Here is a 19,890-nt window from a genome sequence, read left to right as displayed (position 1 = left end):
CACCCGGCTTATTGAAACAGCGCTTCTTTTGGCGTGAATACGCTGAGCACATGGGCGAAGAGGCCATACATGACGGCCACGAAGCCCACGGTAATGATGATCCGCTTGATCCAGCTGCGCATCTCGGAATGAGGGTTGGGATCGTAGATCGACAGCAGGATGAAAAAGACGATGGCTGAGGCGGTGTAGAATCCGAGCGCCTTGGCCGCCCAGAACACGTAGATCAGCGTAACGATCAGCCCCGGCAGGATGTTCACCATGATCCTGCGGCTGATGCCGTCGCCCGCCCGCGACCAGCCCAGAAGGGCCTTGGCGAAGGTCCAGAGCGCCAGGGCCACGAACACGGTTGAGATCAGGCGCGGGAACAGGAACGCCTGAGCGGGTTGCTGGGTGTAGCTGATGAAACAGATCCAGATACCGGCCAGGGCGACGAGCCCCGAGGGAATGATATGTTGCCAACGGCTCATGCGCGGGCCTCCTTGTCCTTGCGATCGAGCTTGCGCTGCCGGATTTCCATCCAGACCGAGTAGACCACGGATGCCGTGACGATGAAGATCAGCGTGAGGTTCAGCGCGCCCGAGAAGAAATAGGGCAGGCGGCCGATGGTGGCGTCGGCGATCATCGCGCCCTGGATGAAGTTGGCTTCCGCGATTGGGCCAAGGATCAGGCCGAGCACCAGGGGGGCCGCCACGAAGCCGAACCTTTCGAGGAAATACATCCCCACACCGAGGGCCGCCATGACATAGACATCGCCCATCGAGTTCTGCACCGAATAGGAGCCGAATACCGCCAGCCCCAGCACGATCGCGGCCATGACCGATTGCGGCACCTGTGCCACGCGGGCGGCGAAGCCCGCGACATAGAGCCCGAAGATGCACATCAGGATCTGACCGATCAGCATCGAGTTGATGAAGGTCCAGGCCACGTCGGGGTGATTGTCGAAGAGATCCGAGCCCGGGAAGATCCCGTGGATCAAAAGCCCGCCCAGAAGCACGGCGGCGGTGGGGCTGCCGGGCACGGACAGGGTCAGAAGCGGCACCAGCGAGGGGCCGACCATGGCGTTGTTCGCGCTTTCGGCGGCGATTACGCCTTCGGAATGGCCAGTGCCGAATTTCTTGCGGTCAGGGCTGAATTTCTTGGCCTGATCATAGGCCACGAGCCCTGCGATCTGCCCGCCCACACCGGGGATCAGGCCGATGAAGGCACCGATGCCCGTACCGATGGTAAGTGACCGGCTGCGGCGAAAGGTTTCGCGGATTGCGGCGCCGATCGGGTGGCGCTGAACTTTCAGCACCTCGGCGTCCGGGGCTTTGCGCCCTTGCGCGAACATGGTCATCACCTGCGGAATGGCAAAGAGGCCGATCAGAGCCGGGATGATGTTGATGCCGCCCGAAAGCTCGGGGTGGAAGATGAAGCGCTGCGCGCCCATGATGTCGTCAAAGCCGATGGTGGCGAGCCACATGCCGATGCAGCCCGACAGAAGCCCCTTGACCACCGAGTTGCTGTCCAGCGTGCCGATCACCGTCACACCGAGGATCGCCAGCCAGAACAGATGCGACGGACCGAAGGCCAGCGCCCATTTCGACAGCGCCGGGGTCAGGAAAATCAGCAGCAGCACCCCGAACACCCCGCCGATGGCCGACGAGATGAACGACAGTTGCAGCGCTTCGGCGCCACGGCCCTGGGTGGCCATGGTATGGCCGTCGAGCGTGGTGGCGATATTGGCCGGCGCACCGGGGATCTTGAGCAGAATGGCACTGACCGCGCCGCCGGCGACGGTAGATGTATAGGCCGCACCCAGAAGGATCAGGCCCTGTGCCGGTTCCAGTTGAAAGGTGAACGGAATGAGTAGCGCGACCGCCATGGTGGGCGACAGGCCCGGCGTGGCCCCGAGGATGAGACCGCCGATTGTTCCGATCAACAAGAGCATGAACGAGATCGGCTGAAAGACCTCGTCGAAATATCCGATGAATTCCAAGAAGTGCCCCTCCCTTGGCTCTTCCCGCCGCAATGGGCGTTTGACAGTTTAGGCTAGAAGATGAAAATAGTAATGCAAATGTTTTCATAAAATGCCGGAAAATGCGCCTTAAATGACTGACATTAAATCAAAAAAGGCAGATATTGTGGCTGTAGCGAATGCCGCGAAAGTGTCTCCTTCGACGGTGTCGCGTGCGTTCAACCACCCTGATCTGGTCAACCCTGCGACCCGCAAGAGAATCAATCGCGCGGTCGAAAAACTGGGCTATATCCGCAACCGCGCGGCACAGGCGATTCACGGGCGCAGGAATGCCACGATCGGGCTGATCGTGCCGACGATCAACCATGCGATCTTTGCCGAGGTGATCCAGAGTTTCTCGGATGCGATCGACGAGGCGGGGTTTACCTTGCTGATCGCCTCGCATGGCTATTCGCTCGAGCGGGAATACGACATGATCCGCAAGCTGATGGAACATCGCGTGGATGGAATCGCCCTTGTGGGGCTGGAGCATTCCGAGGCCACGTTCCGCCTGTTGCGCCAGCAGGACACGCCCTGCATCGCGATCTGGAACTATTCGGGGACTTCGGACATGCCCTGTGTCGGCGCCGATAACCGCGAGGCGGGGCGGCTGGCGGCACGGCATCTGCTGCAGGCGGGGCATCGCGATATCGGGCTGATCTTTCCCAGCATCGAGGGCAATGACCGCGCCCGTCAGCGGCTTGAGGGCGCGATGGAGGAGATCCGCGCCCATGGCGTCGAGGTGCGCGATGGCTGGCGGCAGGAATCGCCCTACAGCATCACGCTGGCCAAACAGGCGGTGCGCGGCATGATGGACAGCGACCAGCGGCCCACGGCACTGGTCTGCGGCAATGACGTGATCGCGCAGGGCGCGATCTTCGGGGTGCAGAGCCGGGGGCTGTCGGTGCCGGGGGATGTGTCGGTGATCGGGATCGGGGATTTCAATGGCTCACTCGACATGGAGCCGGGGCTGACCACGGTGCGCATCCCGGCCGAGGATATCGGCAAGGTGGCGGGCCAGAGACTGACCGGGCTGATTGTTTCGGAGACGCGCGAGCTGTTCCGCTATCGCTGTGATCTGAAATGCATCGTGCGGGGCACGACCCGGCCGCTGACATAGGCGGCCGGGCTTCGTTGGTCAGGTTTCGGCGCGAACGGCGCCTTCGTCGATCGCGGTGCGCAGTTTCTTTTCAAGGGCTTTCTGCTTGGCCTCGGAATGGAATTTCAGGCCGAACATGTCCTTGACATAGAAGGTATCGACCACCTGCTCGCCATAGGTCGCGATCACAGCGGAGTTGATGTAGACATTGGCGTTGGCGAGTGTCCGGGTCAGATCATAGAGCAAGCCGGGACGATCGCGGGTGTCGACCTCGATGATGGTGTAGATTTCGGACCCCTCGTTGTCGAAGGTGATATGGGTCGGCACCTTGAAGGCGCGTTCGCGTTTCTTGAGTTTGTCGCGCGAGCGGATCGCTTCGCCGGCGACCACATCGCCCTTGAGGGTCTTGCGGATCATGTCGCGCAGGCGTTGCAGGCGCTCGGCCTCGTAGGGGCTGCCTTCGGCGTCCTGTATCCAGAAGGCGGCGGTGGCGAACCCGTCCTTGGAGGTATAGGTGCGCGCGTCCACCACATTGGCGCCGACGAGCGCCAGAGCACCGGCCAGCCGCGAGAAGATGCCGGGATGATCGGCCAGCGCGAAACAGGCGCGGGTCGCGTCGCGGTCTTCGTCGATGGCAAGGTCGATGGCGATGTCGTTCTCGTCCAGATCGCGTAGAAGCCGGGCAAAGACGACATGTGCTGTGACATGCAGACCCTGCCAGTAGGGCGGGTAATGGCGTGCGGTTTCCCGCTTGAGGTCCTTGGCGGGCCAGTCGGACAATGCGTCGCGCAGATTGCGCTTGGCATCCGAGCCGCGCTGTTCGCGGTTGAGATCCTCGAGCCCGCCTTCCATGGCGCGGCGGGTCTGCCGGTAGAGTGCCCGGATCAGCGAGGCTTTCCAGTTGTTCCAGGTGTTGGGGCCGACGCCGCGAATGTCGCACACGGTCAGCACACAGAGCAGATCGAGCCGTTCCTTGGTCTGCACCGCCTTGGCGAAATCGCGCACGGTGCGCGGATCGGCGATGTCGCGCTTCTGGGCCATGTCGGACATCAGCAGGTGGTAGCGCACCAGCCATTCGACGGTATCGACCTCCTTGGGCTTCAGTCCCAGACGGGGCGCCACCTTGCGGGCGATCTGCGCGCCGACGATCGAATGATCCTCGTCCCGGCCCTTGCCGATGTCATGCAGCAGAAGCGCCACATAGAGCACCTTGCGGTTGACGCCTTCCTTCAGGATCGAGGAGGACAGGGGCAGATCTTCGACCAGCTCGCCCCGTTCGATCTGCGCGAGGTTCGAGATGCACTGGATGGTGTGCTCGTCTACCGTATAGCTGTGATACATGTTGAACTGCATCAGGGCGACGATGGGTTCGAATTCGGGGATGAAGGCCGACAGCACATCCAGCTCGTTCATCCGTCGCAGAGCGCGTTCGGGATTGCCATGCTTCAGCAGCAGGTCGAGGAACAGTTTCTGCGCGCCGGGATCGTTGCGCATATCCTCGTCGATCAGCTGAATATTGGCCGAGACGAGGCGCATTGCGTCGGGATGGATCAGAAGGCCGGTGCGCAGACCTTCCTCGAACAGCCGCAGGATATTGAGAGGGTCCGACAGAAACTGTTTGTCGTCGGTGATGGCCAGGCGCCCATGCACCTCTTCATAGCCATCCTTGAGCTTGCGCTTGCGCCGGAACAGGCGCTGCAGGATCGGTTCGGATTTGACATGGGCCGCTTCCAGCTTGGTCAGGAAGATGCGCGTCAGATCGCCCACAGCGGTGGCGTGGCGGAAATAATCCTGCATGAACACTTCGACGGCGCGGCGCCCGGAGGTGTCGCAATAGCCCATGCGTTCGGCCACCTCGACTTGCAGATCGAAGGTCAGCTGATCGGTGGGGCGGCGGGTGATCAGATGGATGTGGCAGCGCACCGCCCAGAGAAAGTTCTCGGCCTTGGCGAAGGTGTCCAGCTCTTCGGCGGTGAACATGCCCACGTCGACAAGTTCGGCCACACTGTCGACCCGGTGCAGATACTTGGCGATCCAGAACAGCGATTGCAGGTCGCGCAGGCCGCCCTTGCCCTCTTTCACGTTGGGTTCGACCATGTAACGCTGGCCACCCTGCTTGCGGTGCCTCTCGTCGCGTTCCTCGAGTTTGGCTTCGATGAACTCACGCTCGGTGCCGTCGAAGAGCTCGTGCCAGAGGCGTTTGCGGAAGTGATCGGCCATCTGGCGATCCCCGGCCAGAAACCGGTTTTCGAGAAGCGCCGTGCGGATCGTGAAATCCTCGGCTCCGAGGCGAAGACAGTCGCGGATCGTGCGGCTGGAATGCCCGACCTTCAGCTTGAGATCCCAAAGGATGTAGAGCATCGATTCGATGACGCTTTCGGCCCAGGGGGTGATCTTGTAGGGGGTCAGAAACAGCAGATCGACATCGGATTGCGGGGCCATCTCGCCGCGCCCATAGCCGCCGACCGCGAAGACGGTGATGCGTTCGGAATTGGTGGGGGTCGCCAGCGGGTGCATATGGTTGATCGCCACGTCCAGGGCGGTCAGGATCACACAATCCGTGAGCCAGCTATAGGCGTGCACGGTGGGGCGCGCCGAAAACGGATGTTCTGCGAAGGCATCGGCGATCACCTGGCGGCCATGACCTAGGGCTTGCGACAGGACGGAGACCACGGCCTTGCGCACGGCCATGTGATCGGAGCCTGCCGAGGCCAGCGCCTCGGTCAGACGGGCGTCGACCGAGGCGGTGTCGAAAATGTCCCGGGCCGGGCAGATCAGGTTGTCCGGCGTGGATACTGCGTCTTTCATGGTATCCTTTCGGCTGGCCCCTGGCCGGTCCTAGAAGCCCGCCCCACCGAAGCTGCGCGGTGCGGGGTCGATGACGACAACCTGATTTTGCCGAATGGTGGCCACGGCCAGCCCGCGTTCGTTGGTTCCGTCAGGGCGGAACCGGAAGACGCCGTTGACGCCCTGGAAGCCCGCGCTTTGGGTCAGAGCCTCGCGCGTGAGAGCATCGCGCTGACGGGTCTGGGCAAGGGCGCCCACGGCTGCGATCCCGTCATAGGAGAGCCCGGCCAGATCATGCGGGCGCTCGCCATAGGCCGCTTCGAAGCGCTGGCGGAACTGGGCGCTGCGCTGCGGATCGGGCAGGGCGAACCAGCCGCCCTGAACGCCCGGAAGCTCCAGCGTCTGGGGCGGGGTATCCCACCGGCTGAGACCCATGTATTGAACCGTGTCGGGGCTGAGGCCGGCTTCGGGCAGCATCTGCGAGAAGAGCGGCAATGCGCCGGCAGTGTTGGCGGTGAGGAAGATCGCGTCGGCCCCATTCTGGGTGGCGGCCATTCTGATCTGTGGGACGGCGGCGACCACGCCGTCTTGCGAAAACTCATAGCCGACGCTGCCCGCCTGTGTCGCCCCGTGCCGCGCGATCGCCTGCTCGATGGCCTGGCGGCCAAGCTGCCCGGCAAGATTGTCCGAATAGACCGACATGATCCGGGATTTGCCTTGCCGGGTGGCGAAGGAGACGAGCCTGTCGGCGGTGTTGTCGAAAGTCTGTCCCAGAACGAACAGGTTTCCGCCTGCGATCGTCGGATTGTTCGAGAAAGTGAGCACGTTCACGTTGCTACCCGCAACAGCGACCGCAACTGCGTTGGCGGATTCCGCATGCAACGGGCCGATGATGATCCTGGCCCCGTCCGCCACGGCGTTCATGGCGGCGGTCCGGGCCTGAGCGGCCTGCCCGGCGGTGCCGTAGACGCGCAGGTCGATCTGAACCCCGCCGAGATCGGCGACAGCCAGTCGGGCCGCGTTTTCCATGTCACGGGCGAGTTTCTGCTCCTGAGGCACACCCGACCCATGCGGCAGCAGCAGCGCCACAGGCACCGGCGCCGATGGGGCGACCGGTTGCCCGCCGCCGGTGGTCGTCGCCACGGGTTGGCAGGCGGCCAGCCAGACAAAGGCGAAAAGGGCGGCAATCCGTGTGGCTGGCTTGCGGACGAGGGACAAAACGGCGAACATGGCTACGGTCACTCCTTGATTTCCGGTGGGGCCGTAGCCCGATGCGGTCTCGGGTCCGATAATAAACGTCATGCGAGGCGGGTCCAGTGGTGAATCCAAAACGGCAGGCTCTGGCGCCAGGGCTGTATCTGGTGGCGACGCCGATCGGAACGGCGCGCGACATTACCTTGCGGACGCTTGATATCCTGGCCTCGGCGGATGTGATCGCCGCCGAGGATACGCGGAGCTTGAGAAAGCTGATGGATATTCACGGCATTGCCTTGGCCGACAGGCCGCTCGTGTCGTACCACGATCATAACGGGGAACGGGTGCGCCCGCGCCTCATGCGTGCGCTCGAGGAGGGCAAATCGGTGGTCTATGCCTCCGAGGCGGGCACGCCCATGGTGGCTGATCCGGGGTTCGATCTGGCGCGGGCCGCGCTGGAGGCTGGGTATCACCTGATTTCGGCGCCGGGGCCATCGGCGGTGATCACGGCCCTCACTGTGGCGGGGCTGCCGACGGATCATTTCTTTTTCGCGGGCTTCCTGCCCAATGCCTCGGGCAAGCGGAAAACCGCGCTCGAGACGCTGGCAGAGGTTCCCGGCACGCTGGTCTTCTACGAATCGCCCAAACGCGTGGCGGCGATGCTGCGTGATGCCGCCACCGTGCTTGGGGGGGAGCGGCAGGCGGCTGTGTGTCGGGAACTGACCAAGAAATTCGAGGAGGTGCTTCGCGGCACGTTGGACGATCTCGCAACGCTGTGCTCGGAGCGACCTCTCAAGGGTGAAATCGTGGTCTTGGTGGATCGTGGGCGTTTACCGAAAATTCGGGAATTTGATTTAGACGAAAGACTGATGGCGGTCCTGTCGGAGCATTCGGTGCGTGATGCGGCGGATAAGGTTGCGGCGGAACTGGGGCTGAAACGGCGGCAGGTCTATCAGCGGGCGCTGGAGCTGGACCGGCAGCAAAAGGATGATGCGGGATGACGGGCGATCTTCTCGGGGATCTGGATATGTTTGAAACGGACCTGTTCGGCTATGCCGCGGCACGGGAGCGCGACAGGGCATTGCCCAAGCTGCCGGTGGCCATTGCGGGCGATGCCCGCGATACCCGTAAGGATGGCGATGCGGGTCCTGCGAAGACTGCACGGCAGGATCGTGGGCTGCGGTCCTGGCTGGCAGGTGCGGCTGCTGAAAAGATCGTGGCGCTGGCCTATGACAGAAGGGGCATCGACTTGCTCGAGACGCGGTGGCGTGGGCGTGGCGGTGAGATCGACCTGATCCTGCGCGATGGGTCTGAGATCGTATTCTGCGAGGTCAAGGCGGCGCGCAGCACGCAAGAGGCGATCCTGCGGCTGCGCCCGGCCCAGATGCGGCGTATTCATGCCGCCGCCTCGGAATATCTGGGGAGGGTGCCCGAAGGACAATTGGCGCAGGTGCGGTTCGACCTTGCGGTTGTCGATGGAACGGGGTGCGCGGACATCCTCGAGAATGCGTTTGGCCATTTCTGATTTGCGCTTGCCGGCGGCTTGGCCCATTTAGGGTGGGCAATGCCACCCTGGGGGAGCCCAATGAAGATCGCTTTTCAGATGGATCCGATCGCGCCGATCAATATCGACGCAGACAGTACATTCCGCATCGCCGAAGAGGCGCAAGCGCGCGGGCACAGCCTGTTCTATTACACACCGGATCACCTGGCCTATGTGGAGGGGCGCGTCACGGCCCGGGGGTGCGATCTGGAGGTCAGGCGGGTCAAGGGTGACCACTTCAGCCTTGGCGACGAATACGAGGCCGATCTTGCGGATTTCGATGTTGTCTGGCTGCGTCAGGATCCGCCTTTCGACATGCATTACATCACCACCACGCATCTGTTGCAGCGGGTGATGCCGGGGACATTGGTGGTCAATGATCCGTTCTGGGTGCGAAATTTTCCTGAAAAACTGCTGGTGCTGGATTTTCCGCAATTGATGCCGCCGACCGCCATCGCACGTGATCTGGCCACGATCCGCGCGTTCAAGGCGCGGCATGGGGATGTCATTCTTAAACCGCTTTACGGCAATGGCGGGGCCGGGGTCTTCCATCTTGCGGAATCGGACCGCAATCTGAGTTCCCTGCATGAGCTGTTCACCGGGTTCAGCCGGGAGCCGCTGATCGTCCAGAAATACCTGCCGGAGATCAAGCATGGCGACAAGCGTGTGATTCTGGTGGATGGCGCCCCGGTCGGTGCGATCAATCGTGTGCCGGCGCAGGGCGAGACGCGGTCGAACATGCATGTCGGCGGGCGGCCCGAGAAAATCGGACTGACGGCACGGGATATCGAAATCTGCGAAACGATCGGCCCGATCCTGAAGGAAAAGGGTCAGGTCTTTGTCGGGATCGATGTCATCGGCGACTACCTGACCGAAATCAACGTCACCTCGCCCACGGGCATTCAGGAGCTCGAGCGTTTCGACGGCATCAACGTGGCCGCGATGATCTGGGAGGCGATCGAGGCCAAGCGCGGATGAGCCTGTGCCGCCCGCTTCTCAACCTGGTGCTGAGGCTTCGCGAAAAGCGATTTCTAGCAAAGGTCGAAGACCCGCAGGTGCTGCGGAACAGATTCGAGCAGGTGGCGCGTTGGCTGTTCTGGCCGCCGAGGGGCTGCCATTTCTCGACCGGGGTGCTGGACGGGGTGCCGGTGACATGGGCGCGCGGCGCCGGCGCGTCGGAGGATGGCCCCGCGATGCTCTTCCTGCATGGTGGCGCTTTTGTTTTCGGGTCGCCGCGCACCCATCGTGCCATGCTGGCGCGATTGTCCGAGCGCACGGGGCTGCCTGCCTGTCTGCCGTCGTATCGGCTGGCGCCTGAGCATCCCTTTCCTGCGGCGCTGGAGGATGCGCTGTCGGCCTATATCGCGCTGAGCGCACAGCGCGACGTCATTTTGGGCGGGGACAGTGCGGGGGGTGGTCTGGCCTTGGCGCTAATGGCGGAAATCCTCAAGCACGGGTTGCGCAAGCCATTGGCGGTATTCTGTTTTTCGCCGTTGACGGACCTGACATTCTCAGGGGCCAGCATCACGGCAAATGCAAGAGCCGACGCCGTGCTGCCCGCCATCCGGACCGGAGAGCTGGCGACGATGTACCTGGGAGACGCAAATCCGGGTGATCCGCGCGCGTCGCCGCTCTTTGCCCGGTTCGCCGGGGCGCCGCCCGTCTGGATGACCGTTGGCGATACCGAGATCCTGCTGGATGACACGCGCCGTATGGCGGAGCGGCTGCGCGAGGACGGGGGGCAGGTGACCGAGGTGATCACGCGCGATCTGCCGCATGTCTGGCCGATCTTCAGCCCGCTTCTGCCCGAGGCCACAGCGACCCTGGATACGCTGGCCGACTGGATCAACTGTCGGCTGCCGAAGACAACCGGTAGCTGACCGCTTCGGCCACATGGCGGCGAAGCACGGCATCGGAGCCATCCAGATCCGCGATGGTGCGCGCGACACGCAAAACGCGGTGATATCCGCGCGCGGTCAACCCGAATCGTTCCGCCACCTTGTTGATCAGGGTGCGTCCTTCGGCGTCGGGGGCGGCGACGCGGTCCAGCACCTCGCCCTCGGCATCGGCATTCAGCAGAGTTTCGGGGTGGGCGGCAAAGCGCTCTGCCTGCACGTCGCGCGCCGCCGATACCCGGGCGGCGACTGTGGCGGAGCTGTCGCCCGATGCGGGCAGGTCGAGATCGGTGAAGGCGACGGGCGGCACCTCGATCCGTAGGTCGAAGCGGTCCATGAGCGGCCCTGAGATCCGGCCCATGTAATCCTCGCCGCACACCGGCGCGCGGCTGCAGGCGCGGGCTGGATCGGTCAGATAGCCGCATTTGCAAGGGTTGGCCGCCGCCACCAGCATGAAGCGGCAGGGATATTTCACATGGGCATTGGCGCGCGCGACCATCACGGTGCCGGTTTCGATCGGCTGTCTGAGGGTTTCGAGAACCGTCCGGGGGAATTCGAGGAATTCATCCATGAAAAGAACGCCGTTATGGGCAAGGCTGATCTCGCCGGGCGAGGCGCGGCGCCCGCCGCCGACGATAGCGGCCATTGAGGCGGTGTGATGCGGTTCGCGAAAGGGGCGGGTGCGGTTGATCCCGCCTTCGTCCAGCAGACCGGCAAGCGAATGGATCATCGATGTTTCAAGTGCTTCGGGCGCGGTCAATGGCGGAAGGATCCCCGGAAGCCGCGCCGCCAGCATCGATTTGCCCGATCCCGGCGTGCCCACCATGATGAGGTGATGCCGCCCGGCGGCGGCGATTTCCATGGCACGCTTGGCCCGTTCCTGACCTTTCACATCCCGCAGGCACCGCCCCGAGACATCGGCAATCACCTCGCCGGGTTCGGAGGGAGAGAGCGGCGCCTGTCCGGTGTAGTGTCGCACCACATCCGACAGGCTGCCCGCACCGATGACACGGGCTGCGCCGACCCAAGCCGCTTCAGCCCCCGAGGCCTTGGGGCACAGCAATGTGCGGTCTTCGCGCGCGGCGGCCATCGCGGCAGGCAGTGCGCCGATAACCGGGATCAAAGAGCCGTCCAGCGACAACTCGCCCAGAGAACAGGTGCATTCCACCGCGTCGGAGGGGATGATTTCAAGCGCCGCGAGCAGGGCAAGGGCAATGGGCAGGTCGAAATGGCTGCCTTCCTTGGGCATGTCGGCGGGCGACAGGTTGATGGTGATCCGCTTGGAGGGAAGGGCGATCGCCATGGAACTGAGCGCGGTGCGCACCCGGTCACGGGCTTCGGACACGGCCTTGTCGGGCAGACCCACCAACGAAAAGGCCGGCATTCCCGGTGTGATCGCGCATTGCACTTCGACATCCCGGGCCTCGACCCCTTCGAAGGCGACCGTGTAGGTGCGCGTGACCATGGGAAGGCGTCCTCGCCGTTAAACAGGGTTAACGGATAGCGCAGTGATGGTTACCGAAGGATTAACGCGGGGCCGTGCAAAGCGAGTGGCCTCAGGGCAGGTGGTTGATCCGCAGCGCCTGCCAGCTTGCGTTCCGCCAGTGCAATTCGGTGACGGAGAGATTGTCGATCTTGTGGGCGAAGGCCTCGAACGGGGTGACGCCGAGGGCTTGCTGGACCTGGGTGAGGATCGCGCCGAAATGGGCGACAGCGATGATGTCGCTCCCCGGATGGGCATCGAGCAGGCGCTTGATGGCACGGTTCACACGGGCGGTAATCTCGTTCCAGCTTTCGCCGCCGGGGGGACGGATATCGCCGGGCTGATCCCAGAAAGCGCGCAGGTGATCCTGATCGGGGATGGCATCGAAGGCCTGTAATTCCCAGTCACCGAAGTGAATCTCGCGCAAGTCACTGTCATGAGGCAGTCGGGTGCGGTTGGCGGAGATGGCGTCGGCAGTCGCGCTGGCGCGGATCAGGTCAGACGATATGACGAGCGCCTCTTGAGGCAGATGCGCCGAGAGCCGGGCGATCCGGGCGGCATCGCTGAGGTCGGCGGGAAGATCCGACCAGCCCACCATGGAGCGCGCATGGGTCGGCCCATGCCGGACCCAGAACACGCGGCTCATGGCAGCTCGCCCTTGAGCACTTGCGGCAGCCCGGCGATGACATTGACCACCAGCCCGGCCTTGGCGGCAAGTTTCTGGTTCAGTTCGCCCTGTGCCTGACGGAACCGACGGGCCAGCGCGTTTTCGGGCACGACAGACAGCCCCACCTCGTTCGAGACGATCACCACGGGCGCGCTGCACAGGGCAAGCCCGGCCATCAGTTCGGCCTCGGCCTGCGGCAGATCATTTTCGGCGAGCATCTGGTTGGACAGCCACATGGTCGCGCAATCGAGCAGCACGGCCTGATCGCCGCTGATCGCGGCCAGCGCCCGGCCCAGATCGAGAGGCGCCTCGATCGTGCGCCACCCCTGACCACGCATCTGCTGATGGTGGTCGATCTTGTCGCGCATCTCGTCGTCGAAGGCTTGCGCGGTCGCCAGATAGACCCGTTCGCGACCGGTCCGTGCGACAAGCGTTTCGGCGAAGGCGGACTTGCCCGAAGCGGCCCCGCCCAGAACCAAGGTAAGTCCCGGCAACATTTTTTTATCTTCCCGAATTGATCCGGATGGAGATGCCTTTCGTAACACCTCGTGAAAGACCGCAAAAGGAACAAAACACAGACCGGCAGGTCGGGGGGTCCGAAATGGCACTTGATGCACCGCAGACCAGCAGCATGTCACGCACCGCAATGCGCGCAGAGCTTCTGGACGCAGAAACAGAGTTGAAACTGGCCTATGCGTGGCGCGACCAGCGCGACGAAGAGGCGCTGCACCGTCTTATCACCGCCTATATGCGGCTCGCGATTTCGATGGCGTCCAAGTTCCGACGCTACGGTGCGCCGATGAACGACCTGATCCAGGAGGCCGGTCTGGGCCTCATGAAGGCAGCGGACAAGTTCGACCCGGATCGGGGTGTGCGTTTCTCGACCTATGCGGTGTGGTGGATCAAGGCTTCGATCCAGGATTACGTGATGCGCAACTGGTCGATGGTGCGCACCGGATCGACCTCGTCACAGAAGTCGCTGTTCTTCAACATGCGCCGGGTCCAGGCCCGGATCGAGCGCGAAGCCATGGCCAAGGGCGAACAGCTTGACGGTCATCAGCTGCGCGAGATGATCGCGCATGAGGTCGGCGTGCCTCTGCGCGATGTCGAGATGATGGAAGGCCGTCTTTCGGGCACGGATTTTTCGTTGAACGCAACGCAATCGGTCGAAGATGAAGGCCGCGAGTGGATCGATACGATCGAAGACGAAGGGCCGCGCGGCGATCAGCTGGTCGAGCAGGATCATGACCTCATGGCGCTGCGCGAGTGGCTGGGCGATGCAATGAGCAAGCTCAACGACCGCGAACGCTTCATCGTGCGCGAACGCAAGCTGCGGGACGTGCCCCGGACGCTGGAAAGCCTTGGCGAAGAGCTGAACCTGTCCAAGGAGCGGGTGCGCCAGCTTGAAGCGGCGGCGTTTCAGAAGATGCGGAAGCATCTTGAACGTCATGGATCAGAGGTGCAAAACCTTCTCGCATGAAGAGTGTGATTGCTGCCTTTGCGCTGTTGACCATGGCAAGCTCGGTATCGGCACAGGATGTGCTGATACTGGGCGAAGTGCACGACAATCCGGCGCACCATATCCTGCAGGCTGAACGGGTTGCCGACTTTGCGCCTGCCGCCCTCGTGTTTGAAATGCTGACGCCGGAACAGGCGGAATTGGTGACACCAGACAATCGCGACGATCCTGCGTTGCTTGCGACAGTCTTGAAATGGGCCAAGTCCGGCTGGCCGCATTTCGCAATGTATCATCCGATTTTCACGGCAGCGCCGGAGGCACGCATTTTCGGGGCGCAGGTGCCGCGTGATGCGGCGCGTGCAGCCTTCGAAACCGGGATCGAACAGGCGTTCAGCGGCGATCCGGCGGTTTACGGGCTGGACGCTCCATTGCCCGAAGACCAACAGAAGACCCGCGAGGCCTTGCAGATGTCGGCGCATTGCAACGCCTTGCCCGAGGATATCCTGCCGGGAATGGTGCAGATCCAAAGGTTGCGCGATGCCGAACTGGCCCATGCCGTTCTGCAGGCCATTGCGGAAACGGGCGGGCCGGTGGCGGTGATCACCGGAAATGGCCATGCACGCCGAGATTGGGGGCTTCCGGTTTATCTTGCGCATGCAGCCCCTGATCTTGATCTGCATGTGGTTGGCCAGACCGAAGACGATGCGCCCTTGCAGGGCGTCTTTGACGAAGTGGTTTCTGCGCCTGCCGTGGACCGCCCGGATCCTTGCGCGGCGTTCAAGTAAACCCAGCACTTGCGCGCCAGACCATCGTTTGCCGATCACGCCGATCCTTACGCTCGCAGATGCTCGGGCCATTAGGCCATCCGGTGCAAGGGTGCATGAAGGGTCCTGCTGTGCGCTTGCCTCAGACCGGGCAGGCGCCTAAGACTTGGGGCGCGCGACACAGGCCCGCAGGCGGTTTTCCGTCCTGCTGGATGCGCAACCGGGAAAGGACCGCGGCCCATGCTGGCATCGAAACGCATTCTCTTGATCATTGGTGGCGGGATCGCGGCCTTCAAATCGCTGGACCTGATCCGGCGCTTGCGGGACCGCGGCGCCGAGGTGACGCCGGTTTTGACCCGCGCCGGCGAGGAATTCGTCACGCCGCTGTCGGTCTCGGCGTTGGCGGGGCAAAAGGTGTTTCGCGACCTCTTCGATCTGACCGATGAGGCCGAGATGGGCCATATCGAGCTGAGCCGTAGCGCCGATCTGATCGTGGTCGCCCCGGCGACGGCGGATCTGATGGCGAAGATGGCGGGGGGGCTGGCGAATGATCTGGCCTCGACCCTGTTGCTGGCCACGGATACGCCCGTTCTGATTGCGCCGGCGATGAATGTGCGGATGTGGCAGCATCCGGCGACGCAACGCAATATCGCCACGCTCAAGGCGGATGGGATCGGGTTTGTCGGGCCTGAGCACGGTGACATGGCCTGTGGCGAGCATGGGCCGGGGCGCATGTCCGAACCGCTCGAGATCGTGGCGGCGGTGGACAGGGCGCTGATGGCTGGCCCCTTGGCGGGCAAGCGCGTGCTGGTCACCTCTGGTCCGACACATGAGCCGATTGATCCGGTGCGCTATATCGCCAATCGCTCGTCCGGGGCGCAGGGCAGCGCGATTGCGCGGGCGATCGCAGCGCTTGGCGCGCATGTGGTGTTCGTCACCGGACCGGCCGATGTGCCCCCGCCTGAAGGTGTCGAGGTGATCCGCGTGCGCACCGCACGCGAGATGCTGCAGGCTGTCGAAACGGCTTTGCCCGCCGATGCCGCCATCTTTGCCGCTGCTGTGGCTGACTGGCATGTGACGGGTGCGAGTGCGAGCAAGATCAAGAAAACCAAGGGCGGGATGCCAAGCCTGCAATTTGCGGAAAACCCCGATATCCTCGCCACGGTCAGCGCGATGAAGGCCGGGCGGCCGGGGCTGGTGGTGGGCTTTGCCGCCGAGACCGATGACGTGATCGCCCATGCCACCGCCAAGCGTGAGCGCAAGGGGTGCGACTGGATCGTGGCGAATGATGTCAGCGAAAGCACCGGAATCATGGGCGGGACGGAAAACGACATTACATTGATCACCAAGGACGGTGCCGAGGACTGGCCGCGCATGTCCAAGACCGATGTTGCCGCAAGGCTCGCCGACCGGATCGCACAGGCGCTGGCCTGAGAACGTTAGACCTTTTACCAATACGAAGGGGCGCACATGGTCCTGATACATATCGTGTGGGAGGATTGGGCCGACACTGCGCTTGGACTTCCTGAATATGCGACGCAAGGCGCTGCGGGGGCCGATCTTCGGGCGAATTTCGCGCCTGATGCGCGGGCCGGCCTGTGCCTTGCGCCCGGAGAGCGGGCCCTGGTGCCGACCGGGTTGAAGCTGGGCATTCCCGAAGGCTACGAGGTGCAGGTGAGGCCGCGGTCCGGCCTTGCCTTGAAGCATGGGATCACCTTGCCCAACAGCCCCGGCACGATCGACAGTGATTATCGCGGTCCTTTGGGGGTGATCGTCATGAATGCCGGAACCGAGCCGTTCGAGATCACACATGGGATGCGGATCGCGCAGATTGTCGTGGCGCCGGTGCTGCGGACGGATTTCGCGGTGGTGGACAGGCTGGAGGAGACCGCACGCGGTGCGGGTGGCTTCGGCTCTACGGGGCAAAACTGATGCTGTTGGTGCTGGTGATGGCTGCCGCGCTGTGGGGCGTCGGTGCGATGTTGGGTACGCCCAAGGCGCTACGCTGGCGGATGATCGGGTTTTTGTGGCTGGGCGTTGTCACGCTGCATCTGATCCTGCCTCAAGGACATCCGCTCAGGCTGGCGACGGGGGAAAGTGCGGCGCTTTGGCTGATGATCGGGGCGTTCGCGGCGATCGTTTTGGTCTATCGTTGGGGGTTGAAGGGCTTGCGCGGGCAGGCCGAGGCGCGGCAAGCGCCCGAACCTCAGCGCAGGGGCCTGTTCTCCGCGGTGGAGCTGGAGCGTTACGCGCGTCATATCGTTCTGCGCGAGATTGGCGGACCAGGGCAGAAGGCCTTGAAAGAAGCCAAGATTCTGGTGATCGGCGCCGGAGGGCTTGGCTCGCCTGCGTTGATGTATCTGGCAGCGGCCGGGGTCGGGACGATCGGGGTGATCGACGAGGACACGGTCGACAATTCCAACCTGCAGCGGCAGGTGATCCACCGGGATGCCGATATCGGTCTGCCCAAGGTGCAATCCGCCATGGCGGCGATGCAGGCGCAAAATCCTTATGTCGAGGTGCGGCCCTATCAGCGGCGGCTGACGGAAGAGATCGCGGAGGATCTGTTCGCGGAGTATGATGTCATTCTGGACGGGACGGACAATTTCGACACCCGCTACATGGCGAACGCGGCGGCTGTGATGCAGGGTAAGCCTCTGATTTCCGGTGCTCTTTCGCAGTGGGAGGGGCAGATCAGCGTCTTTCATCCCCTGCAGGGTGGGCCTTGTTATCAATGTGTCTTTCCCGAACGGCCTGCGCCGGGGCTGGCGCCGTCTTGTGCCGAGGCTGGCGTTGTTGGGCCATTACCCGGTGTGCTGGGGTCGATGATGGCGGTCGAGGCGGTCAAGCTGATCGCGGGGGCGGGGCAGCCCTTGTCGGGAGAGATGCTGATCTATGATGCCTTGTGGGGCGAGACCCGCAAGATCGCGGTGAAGCCGCGCGAAGACTGCCCTATCTGCATGAAAATAAAACAAAAAGGATCACAGGCATGAGCAATCCCTTGCTGTCGGACTGGGCAACGCCATTCGCGATCGCGCCCTTCGACCTGATTGAAGATGCACATTTCGCCCCGGCGTTCGACGAGGCGTTGGAGATGGCCCGCCAGGATGTGCGAGAGATTGCCGAGCAAGCGGAAAAGCCAAGCTTTGCCAATACGATAGAGGCGCTTGAGGCAAGCGGGGATCGGTTGGACAAGGTGCTGTCGGTGTTTTTCACGGTGGCTGGGGCGGACAGCAATCCCGAGCGGCAGAAATTGCAGCGGGAATTTGGGCCGAAGCTGGCGGCATATTCATCGGAAGTTACTGGAAACAAATCCCTTTTCCAGCGTGTGCAAAGCCTTTGGGACGCGCGAGACACACTTGATCTGACCCATGAACAGGCGCGGTTGTTGATGTTGACGCATCGGCGGTTCGTTCGGGCCGGGGCTGCGTTGGAGGGGCAGGCGGAGGCCCGGATGCGCGAGATCATGTCGCGGCTGGCCGAGCTTGGCACGCAGTTCAGCCAGAACCTGCTGGCGGACGAGGCGGAATGGTTCATGGAATTGGATGAGCAAGCCCTTGAAAAACTTCCTGATTTTCTTGTCGATGCGGCGCGGTCTGCGGGTCGGGAGAAGGGCGTGGAGGCGCCGGTCATTACCTTGTCGCGGTCGCTGGTGGTGCCGTTCCTGCAGTTTTCCGATCGGCGGGATCTGCGCGAGCGGGCATTTCGGGCGTGGGAGGCCCGGGGTGCGATGGGTGGTGAAACAGATAATCGCGCGATCACAGCCGAGATATTGCGGTTGCGGCAAGAGCGGGCGCAACTTCTGGGGTATGAAAGCTTTGCCGCCTATAAGCTGGAAACCGAGATGGCCAAGACGCCGGAGCGGGTGCGCGACTTGCTGATGCAGGTCTGGGAGCCGGCCTGCGCGCAGGCGGAAAAGGATGCGGCGATCCTGACAGAAATGATGCAAGCCGATGGAATCAATGGAGAATTACGGCCCTGGGATTGGCGTTACTATGCCGAGAAACGGCGCCTGGCGGAGCACGATCTGGATGAGGCGGCGCTGAAGCCGTATCTGACGCTCGACAATATGATCGCGGCGGCGTTCGGGGTGGCGAACCGGCTGTTCGGATTGGAGTTCCAGCCGTTGGATATCGCGCTCTATCACCCGGATTGCAGGGCTTGGGAAGTCACGCGAAACGGGCGGCATGTTGCTGTTTTCATTGGAGATTATTTCGCGCGCGCCTCCAAGCGTTCGGGGGCGTGGTGCTCGGCGATGCGGGGGCAGGCGAAGCAACCGAAGGTGCAGGGGCCGGTGGTGATCAATGTGTGCAATTTTGCCAAGGGGGAGCCGGCGTTGTTGGGGTATGACGATGCGCGGACCTTGTTTCACGAGTTCGGGCATGCGCTGCATCATCTGCTGTCGGACGTAAATTATGAAAGTATTTCAGGGACTTCGGTGGCGAGGGACTTTGTGGAGCTGCCAAGCCAGCTGTATGAACACTGGCTGGAGGTGCCCGAGGTGTTGGAGACCTATGCCCGGCATTACCGCACCGGAGAGGCTATGCCACGGGAATTGCTGGATAAAATGCTGAAGGCGGCGAATTTTGACCAGGGGTTCCAGACGGTGGAATATGTCGCCTCGGCGATGGTCGATCTGGCGTTCCACGAGGGGGAGGCGCCCGATGATCCAATGACCAAGCAACAGGAAACATTGGAGAAAATGGGCATGCCGAGCGCAATCACCATGCGTCACGCAACACCACATTTCGCGCATGTCTTTTCCGGAGACGGGTATTCGAGCGGATATTACAGCTATATGTGGTCGGAAGTGATGGATGCGGATGCCTTTGCCGCCTTCGAGGCCGGCCCGTTTGACGAGGATGCTGCCAAGTCATTGGAAACGCACATTCTTTCGCGCGGTGGATCGGCCGACCCGGAGGCGCTTTATACCGCGTTCCGGGGGCGGTTGCCCGGTGTCGAGGCGCTGCTGAAGGGGCGCGGGCTGGCGGCGTGAGTTTCGT

General features: G+C 62.9%; 18 protein-coding genes. 11 read left to right on the top strand and 7 right to left on the bottom strand.

Annotation, left to right across the window (positions count from 1 at the left end):
* Positions 1–8: 8 nt before the first annotated feature.
* Together F3H35_RS01855 and F3H35_RS01850 are read right to left on the bottom strand one after the other, a co-directional pair.
* Complete coding sequence (locus tag F3H35_RS01855) at positions 9–467, bottom strand: tripartite tricarboxylate transporter TctB family protein (RefSeq protein WP_149777952.1); 459 nt, start codon at positions 465–467, stop codon at positions 9–11.
* Positions 464–1,978: a tripartite tricarboxylate transporter permease gene (locus tag F3H35_RS01850; protein WP_149777951.1), complete on the bottom strand. Its 1,515-nt coding sequence runs from the start codon at positions 1,976–1,978 to the stop codon at positions 464–466. The genes F3H35_RS01855 and F3H35_RS01850 overlap by 4 nt, the downstream gene beginning before the upstream one ends.
* Before the next feature lie 112 nt (positions 1,979–2,090).
* Here F3H35_RS01850 and F3H35_RS01845 point away from each other — a divergent pair, with 112 nt between their 5' ends.
* Positions 2,091–3,116 carry a LacI family DNA-binding transcriptional regulator gene (locus F3H35_RS01845; RefSeq protein ID WP_149777950.1) on the top strand — a complete coding sequence of 342 codons (1,026 nt, stop codon included), beginning with the start codon at positions 2,091–2,093 and terminating at the stop codon, positions 3,114–3,116.
* 18 nt (positions 3,117–3,134) lie between these two features.
* Here the strand turns inward: F3H35_RS01845 and F3H35_RS01840 are convergent, their stop codons facing one another.
* Both F3H35_RS01840 and F3H35_RS01835 read right to left on the bottom strand, forming a co-directional pair.
* Positions 3,135–5,903 carry a [protein-PII] uridylyltransferase gene (locus F3H35_RS01840; RefSeq protein WP_149777949.1) on the bottom strand — a complete coding sequence of 923 codons (2,769 nt, stop codon included), beginning with the start codon at positions 5,901–5,903 and terminating at the stop codon, positions 3,135–3,137.
* Positions 5,904–5,933: 30 nt separating this feature from the next.
* Positions 5,934–7,112, bottom strand: a complete 1,179-nt coding sequence (locus F3H35_RS01835) for a penicillin-binding protein activator (RefSeq protein ID WP_149778368.1) — start codon at positions 7,110–7,112, stop codon at positions 5,934–5,936.
* Positions 7,113–7,198: 86 nt separating this feature from the next.
* On the opposite strand from F3H35_RS01835, the gene rsmI reads away from it, so the two are divergent.
* From rsmI to F3H35_RS01815, 4 genes are read left to right on the top strand one after another with little or no spacing between them, the layout of a single operon-like run.
* On the top strand, positions 7,199–8,077 hold the full coding sequence (gene rsmI, locus F3H35_RS01830; RefSeq protein ID WP_188129837.1) for a 16S rRNA (cytidine(1402)-2'-O)-methyltransferase: 879 nt from the start codon (positions 7,199–7,201) through the stop codon (positions 8,075–8,077).
* On the top strand, positions 8,074–8,601 hold the full coding sequence (locus F3H35_RS01825) for a YraN family protein (RefSeq protein WP_149777948.1): 528 nt from the start codon (positions 8,074–8,076) through the stop codon (positions 8,599–8,601). The genes rsmI and F3H35_RS01825 overlap by 4 nt, the downstream gene beginning before the upstream one ends.
* A gap of 60 nt (positions 8,602–8,661) precedes the next feature.
* Positions 8,662–9,597, top strand: coding sequence for a glutathione synthase (gene gshB / locus F3H35_RS01820; protein WP_149777947.1), 936 nt, complete (start codon positions 8,662–8,664; stop codon positions 9,595–9,597).
* Positions 9,594–10,499 (top strand): alpha/beta hydrolase, encoded by a 906-nt coding sequence (locus F3H35_RS01815; RefSeq protein ID WP_149777946.1) that lies wholly within the window; start codon positions 9,594–9,596, stop codon positions 10,497–10,499. The genes gshB and F3H35_RS01815 overlap by 4 nt, the downstream gene beginning before the upstream one ends.
* Here the strand turns inward: F3H35_RS01815 and F3H35_RS01810 are convergent.
* The 3 genes from F3H35_RS01810 to cobU form a co-directional block, all read right to left on the bottom strand.
* Positions 10,465–11,979, bottom strand: a complete 1,515-nt coding sequence (locus tag F3H35_RS01810; RefSeq protein ID WP_149777945.1) for a YifB family Mg chelatase-like AAA ATPase — start codon at positions 11,977–11,979, stop codon at positions 10,465–10,467. The two genes, F3H35_RS01815 and F3H35_RS01810, sit on opposite strands and share 35 nt — an antisense overlap.
* Before the next feature lie 91 nt (positions 11,980–12,070).
* A complete protein-coding gene (locus F3H35_RS01805) occupies positions 12,071–12,643 on the bottom strand; it encodes a histidine phosphatase family protein (protein WP_149777944.1) in 573 nt (190 codons plus the stop codon).
* Entirely contained in the window at positions 12,640–13,161 is a 522-nt protein-coding gene (cobU, locus tag F3H35_RS01800) for a bifunctional adenosylcobinamide kinase/adenosylcobinamide-phosphate guanylyltransferase (protein ID WP_149777943.1), read from the bottom strand. Before cobU ends, F3H35_RS01805 begins: the two co-directional genes overlap by 4 nt.
* 104 nt (positions 13,162–13,265) lie before the next feature.
* Here cobU and F3H35_RS01795 point away from each other — a divergent pair, with 104 nt between their 5' ends.
* The 6 genes from F3H35_RS01795 (at position 13,266) to F3H35_RS01770 (ending at position 19,883) form a co-directional block, all read left to right on the top strand.
* On the top strand, positions 13,266–14,144 hold the full coding sequence (locus F3H35_RS01795; protein WP_007816337.1) for an RNA polymerase factor sigma-32: 879 nt from the start codon (positions 13,266–13,268) through the stop codon (positions 14,142–14,144).
* The gene (locus F3H35_RS01790) at positions 14,141–14,908 is read left to right on the top strand and encodes a ChaN family lipoprotein (RefSeq protein ID WP_149777942.1); all 768 of its coding nucleotides are present in this window, start codon (positions 14,141–14,143) and stop codon (positions 14,906–14,908) included. Before F3H35_RS01795 ends, F3H35_RS01790 begins: the two co-directional genes overlap by 4 nt.
* Before the next feature lie 219 nt (positions 14,909–15,127).
* Entirely contained in the window at positions 15,128–16,321 is a 1,194-nt protein-coding gene (gene coaBC / locus F3H35_RS01785) for a bifunctional phosphopantothenoylcysteine decarboxylase/phosphopantothenate--cysteine ligase CoaBC (RefSeq protein ID WP_149777941.1), read from the top strand.
* Between the two features lie 36 nt (positions 16,322–16,357).
* Entirely contained in the window at positions 16,358–16,819 is a 462-nt protein-coding gene (gene dut / locus F3H35_RS01780) for a dUTP diphosphatase (protein ID WP_149777940.1), read from the top strand.
* Positions 16,819–17,880: a HesA/MoeB/ThiF family protein gene (locus F3H35_RS01775; protein WP_149777939.1), complete on the top strand. Its 1,062-nt coding sequence runs from the start codon at positions 16,819–16,821 to the stop codon at positions 17,878–17,880. Before dut ends, F3H35_RS01775 begins: the two co-directional genes overlap by 1 nt.
* Positions 17,877–19,883: a M3 family metallopeptidase gene (locus F3H35_RS01770; protein ID WP_149777938.1), complete on the top strand. Its 2,007-nt coding sequence runs from the start codon at positions 17,877–17,879 to the stop codon at positions 19,881–19,883. Before F3H35_RS01775 ends, F3H35_RS01770 begins: the two co-directional genes overlap by 4 nt.
* The last annotated feature ends 7 nt before the right edge of the window (positions 19,884–19,890 follow it).

The organism is Roseovarius litoreus (assembly GCF_900142765.1).
GTDB classification, from domain to species: Bacteria; Pseudomonadota; Alphaproteobacteria; order Rhodobacterales; family Rhodobacteraceae; genus Roseovarius; species Roseovarius litoreus.
This window is presented reverse-complemented; position numbering and strand designations above follow the sequence as displayed.

What these genes read in the sequence shown, in the direction of transcription:
- F3H35_RS01840 (WP_149777949.1), bottom strand. Translation starts at nt 5,903, where the DNA reads ATGAAAGACGCAGTATCCACGCCGGACAACCTGATCTGCCCGGCCCGG.
- F3H35_RS01775 (WP_149777939.1), top strand. Translation starts at nt 16,819, where the DNA reads ATGCTGTTGGTGCTGGTGATGGCTGCCGCGCTGTGGGGCGTCGGTGCG.
- gshB (WP_149777947.1), top strand. Translation starts at nt 8,662, where the DNA reads ATGAAGATCGCTTTTCAGATGGATCCGATCGCGCCGATCAATATCGAC.
- F3H35_RS01855 (WP_149777952.1), bottom strand. Translation starts at nt 467, where the DNA reads ATGAGCCGTTGGCAACATATCATTCCCTCGGGGCTCGTCGCCCTGGCC.
- dut (WP_149777940.1), top strand. Translation starts at nt 16,358, where the DNA reads ATGGTCCTGATACATATCGTGTGGGAGGATTGGGCCGACACTGCGCTT.
- F3H35_RS01845 (WP_149777950.1), top strand. Translation starts at nt 2,091, where the DNA reads ATGACTGACATTAAATCAAAAAAGGCAGATATTGTGGCTGTAGCGAAT.
- F3H35_RS01805 (WP_149777944.1), bottom strand. Translation starts at nt 12,643, where the DNA reads ATGAGCCGCGTGTTCTGGGTCCGGCATGGGCCGACCCATGCGCGCTCC.
- F3H35_RS01835 (WP_149778368.1), bottom strand. Translation starts at nt 7,112, where the DNA reads ATGTTCGCCGTTTTGTCCCTCGTCCGCAAGCCAGCCACACGGATTGCC.
- F3H35_RS01815 (WP_149777946.1), top strand. Translation starts at nt 9,594, where the DNA reads ATGAGCCTGTGCCGCCCGCTTCTCAACCTGGTGCTGAGGCTTCGCGAA.
- F3H35_RS01810 (WP_149777945.1), bottom strand. Translation starts at nt 11,979, where the DNA reads ATGGTCACGCGCACCTACACGGTCGCCTTCGAAGGGGTCGAGGCCCGG.
- cobU (WP_149777943.1), bottom strand. Translation starts at nt 13,161, where the DNA reads ATGTTGCCGGGACTTACCTTGGTTCTGGGCGGGGCCGCTTCGGGCAAG.
- F3H35_RS01825 (WP_149777948.1), top strand. Translation starts at nt 8,074, where the DNA reads ATGACGGGCGATCTTCTCGGGGATCTGGATATGTTTGAAACGGACCTG.
- coaBC (WP_149777941.1), top strand. Translation starts at nt 15,128, where the DNA reads ATGCTGGCATCGAAACGCATTCTCTTGATCATTGGTGGCGGGATCGCG.
- F3H35_RS01795 (WP_007816337.1), top strand. Translation starts at nt 13,266, where the DNA reads ATGGCACTTGATGCACCGCAGACCAGCAGCATGTCACGCACCGCAATG.
- F3H35_RS01790 (WP_149777942.1), top strand. Translation starts at nt 14,141, where the DNA reads ATGAAGAGTGTGATTGCTGCCTTTGCGCTGTTGACCATGGCAAGCTCG.
- F3H35_RS01770 (WP_149777938.1), top strand. Translation starts at nt 17,877, where the DNA reads ATGAGCAATCCCTTGCTGTCGGACTGGGCAACGCCATTCGCGATCGCG.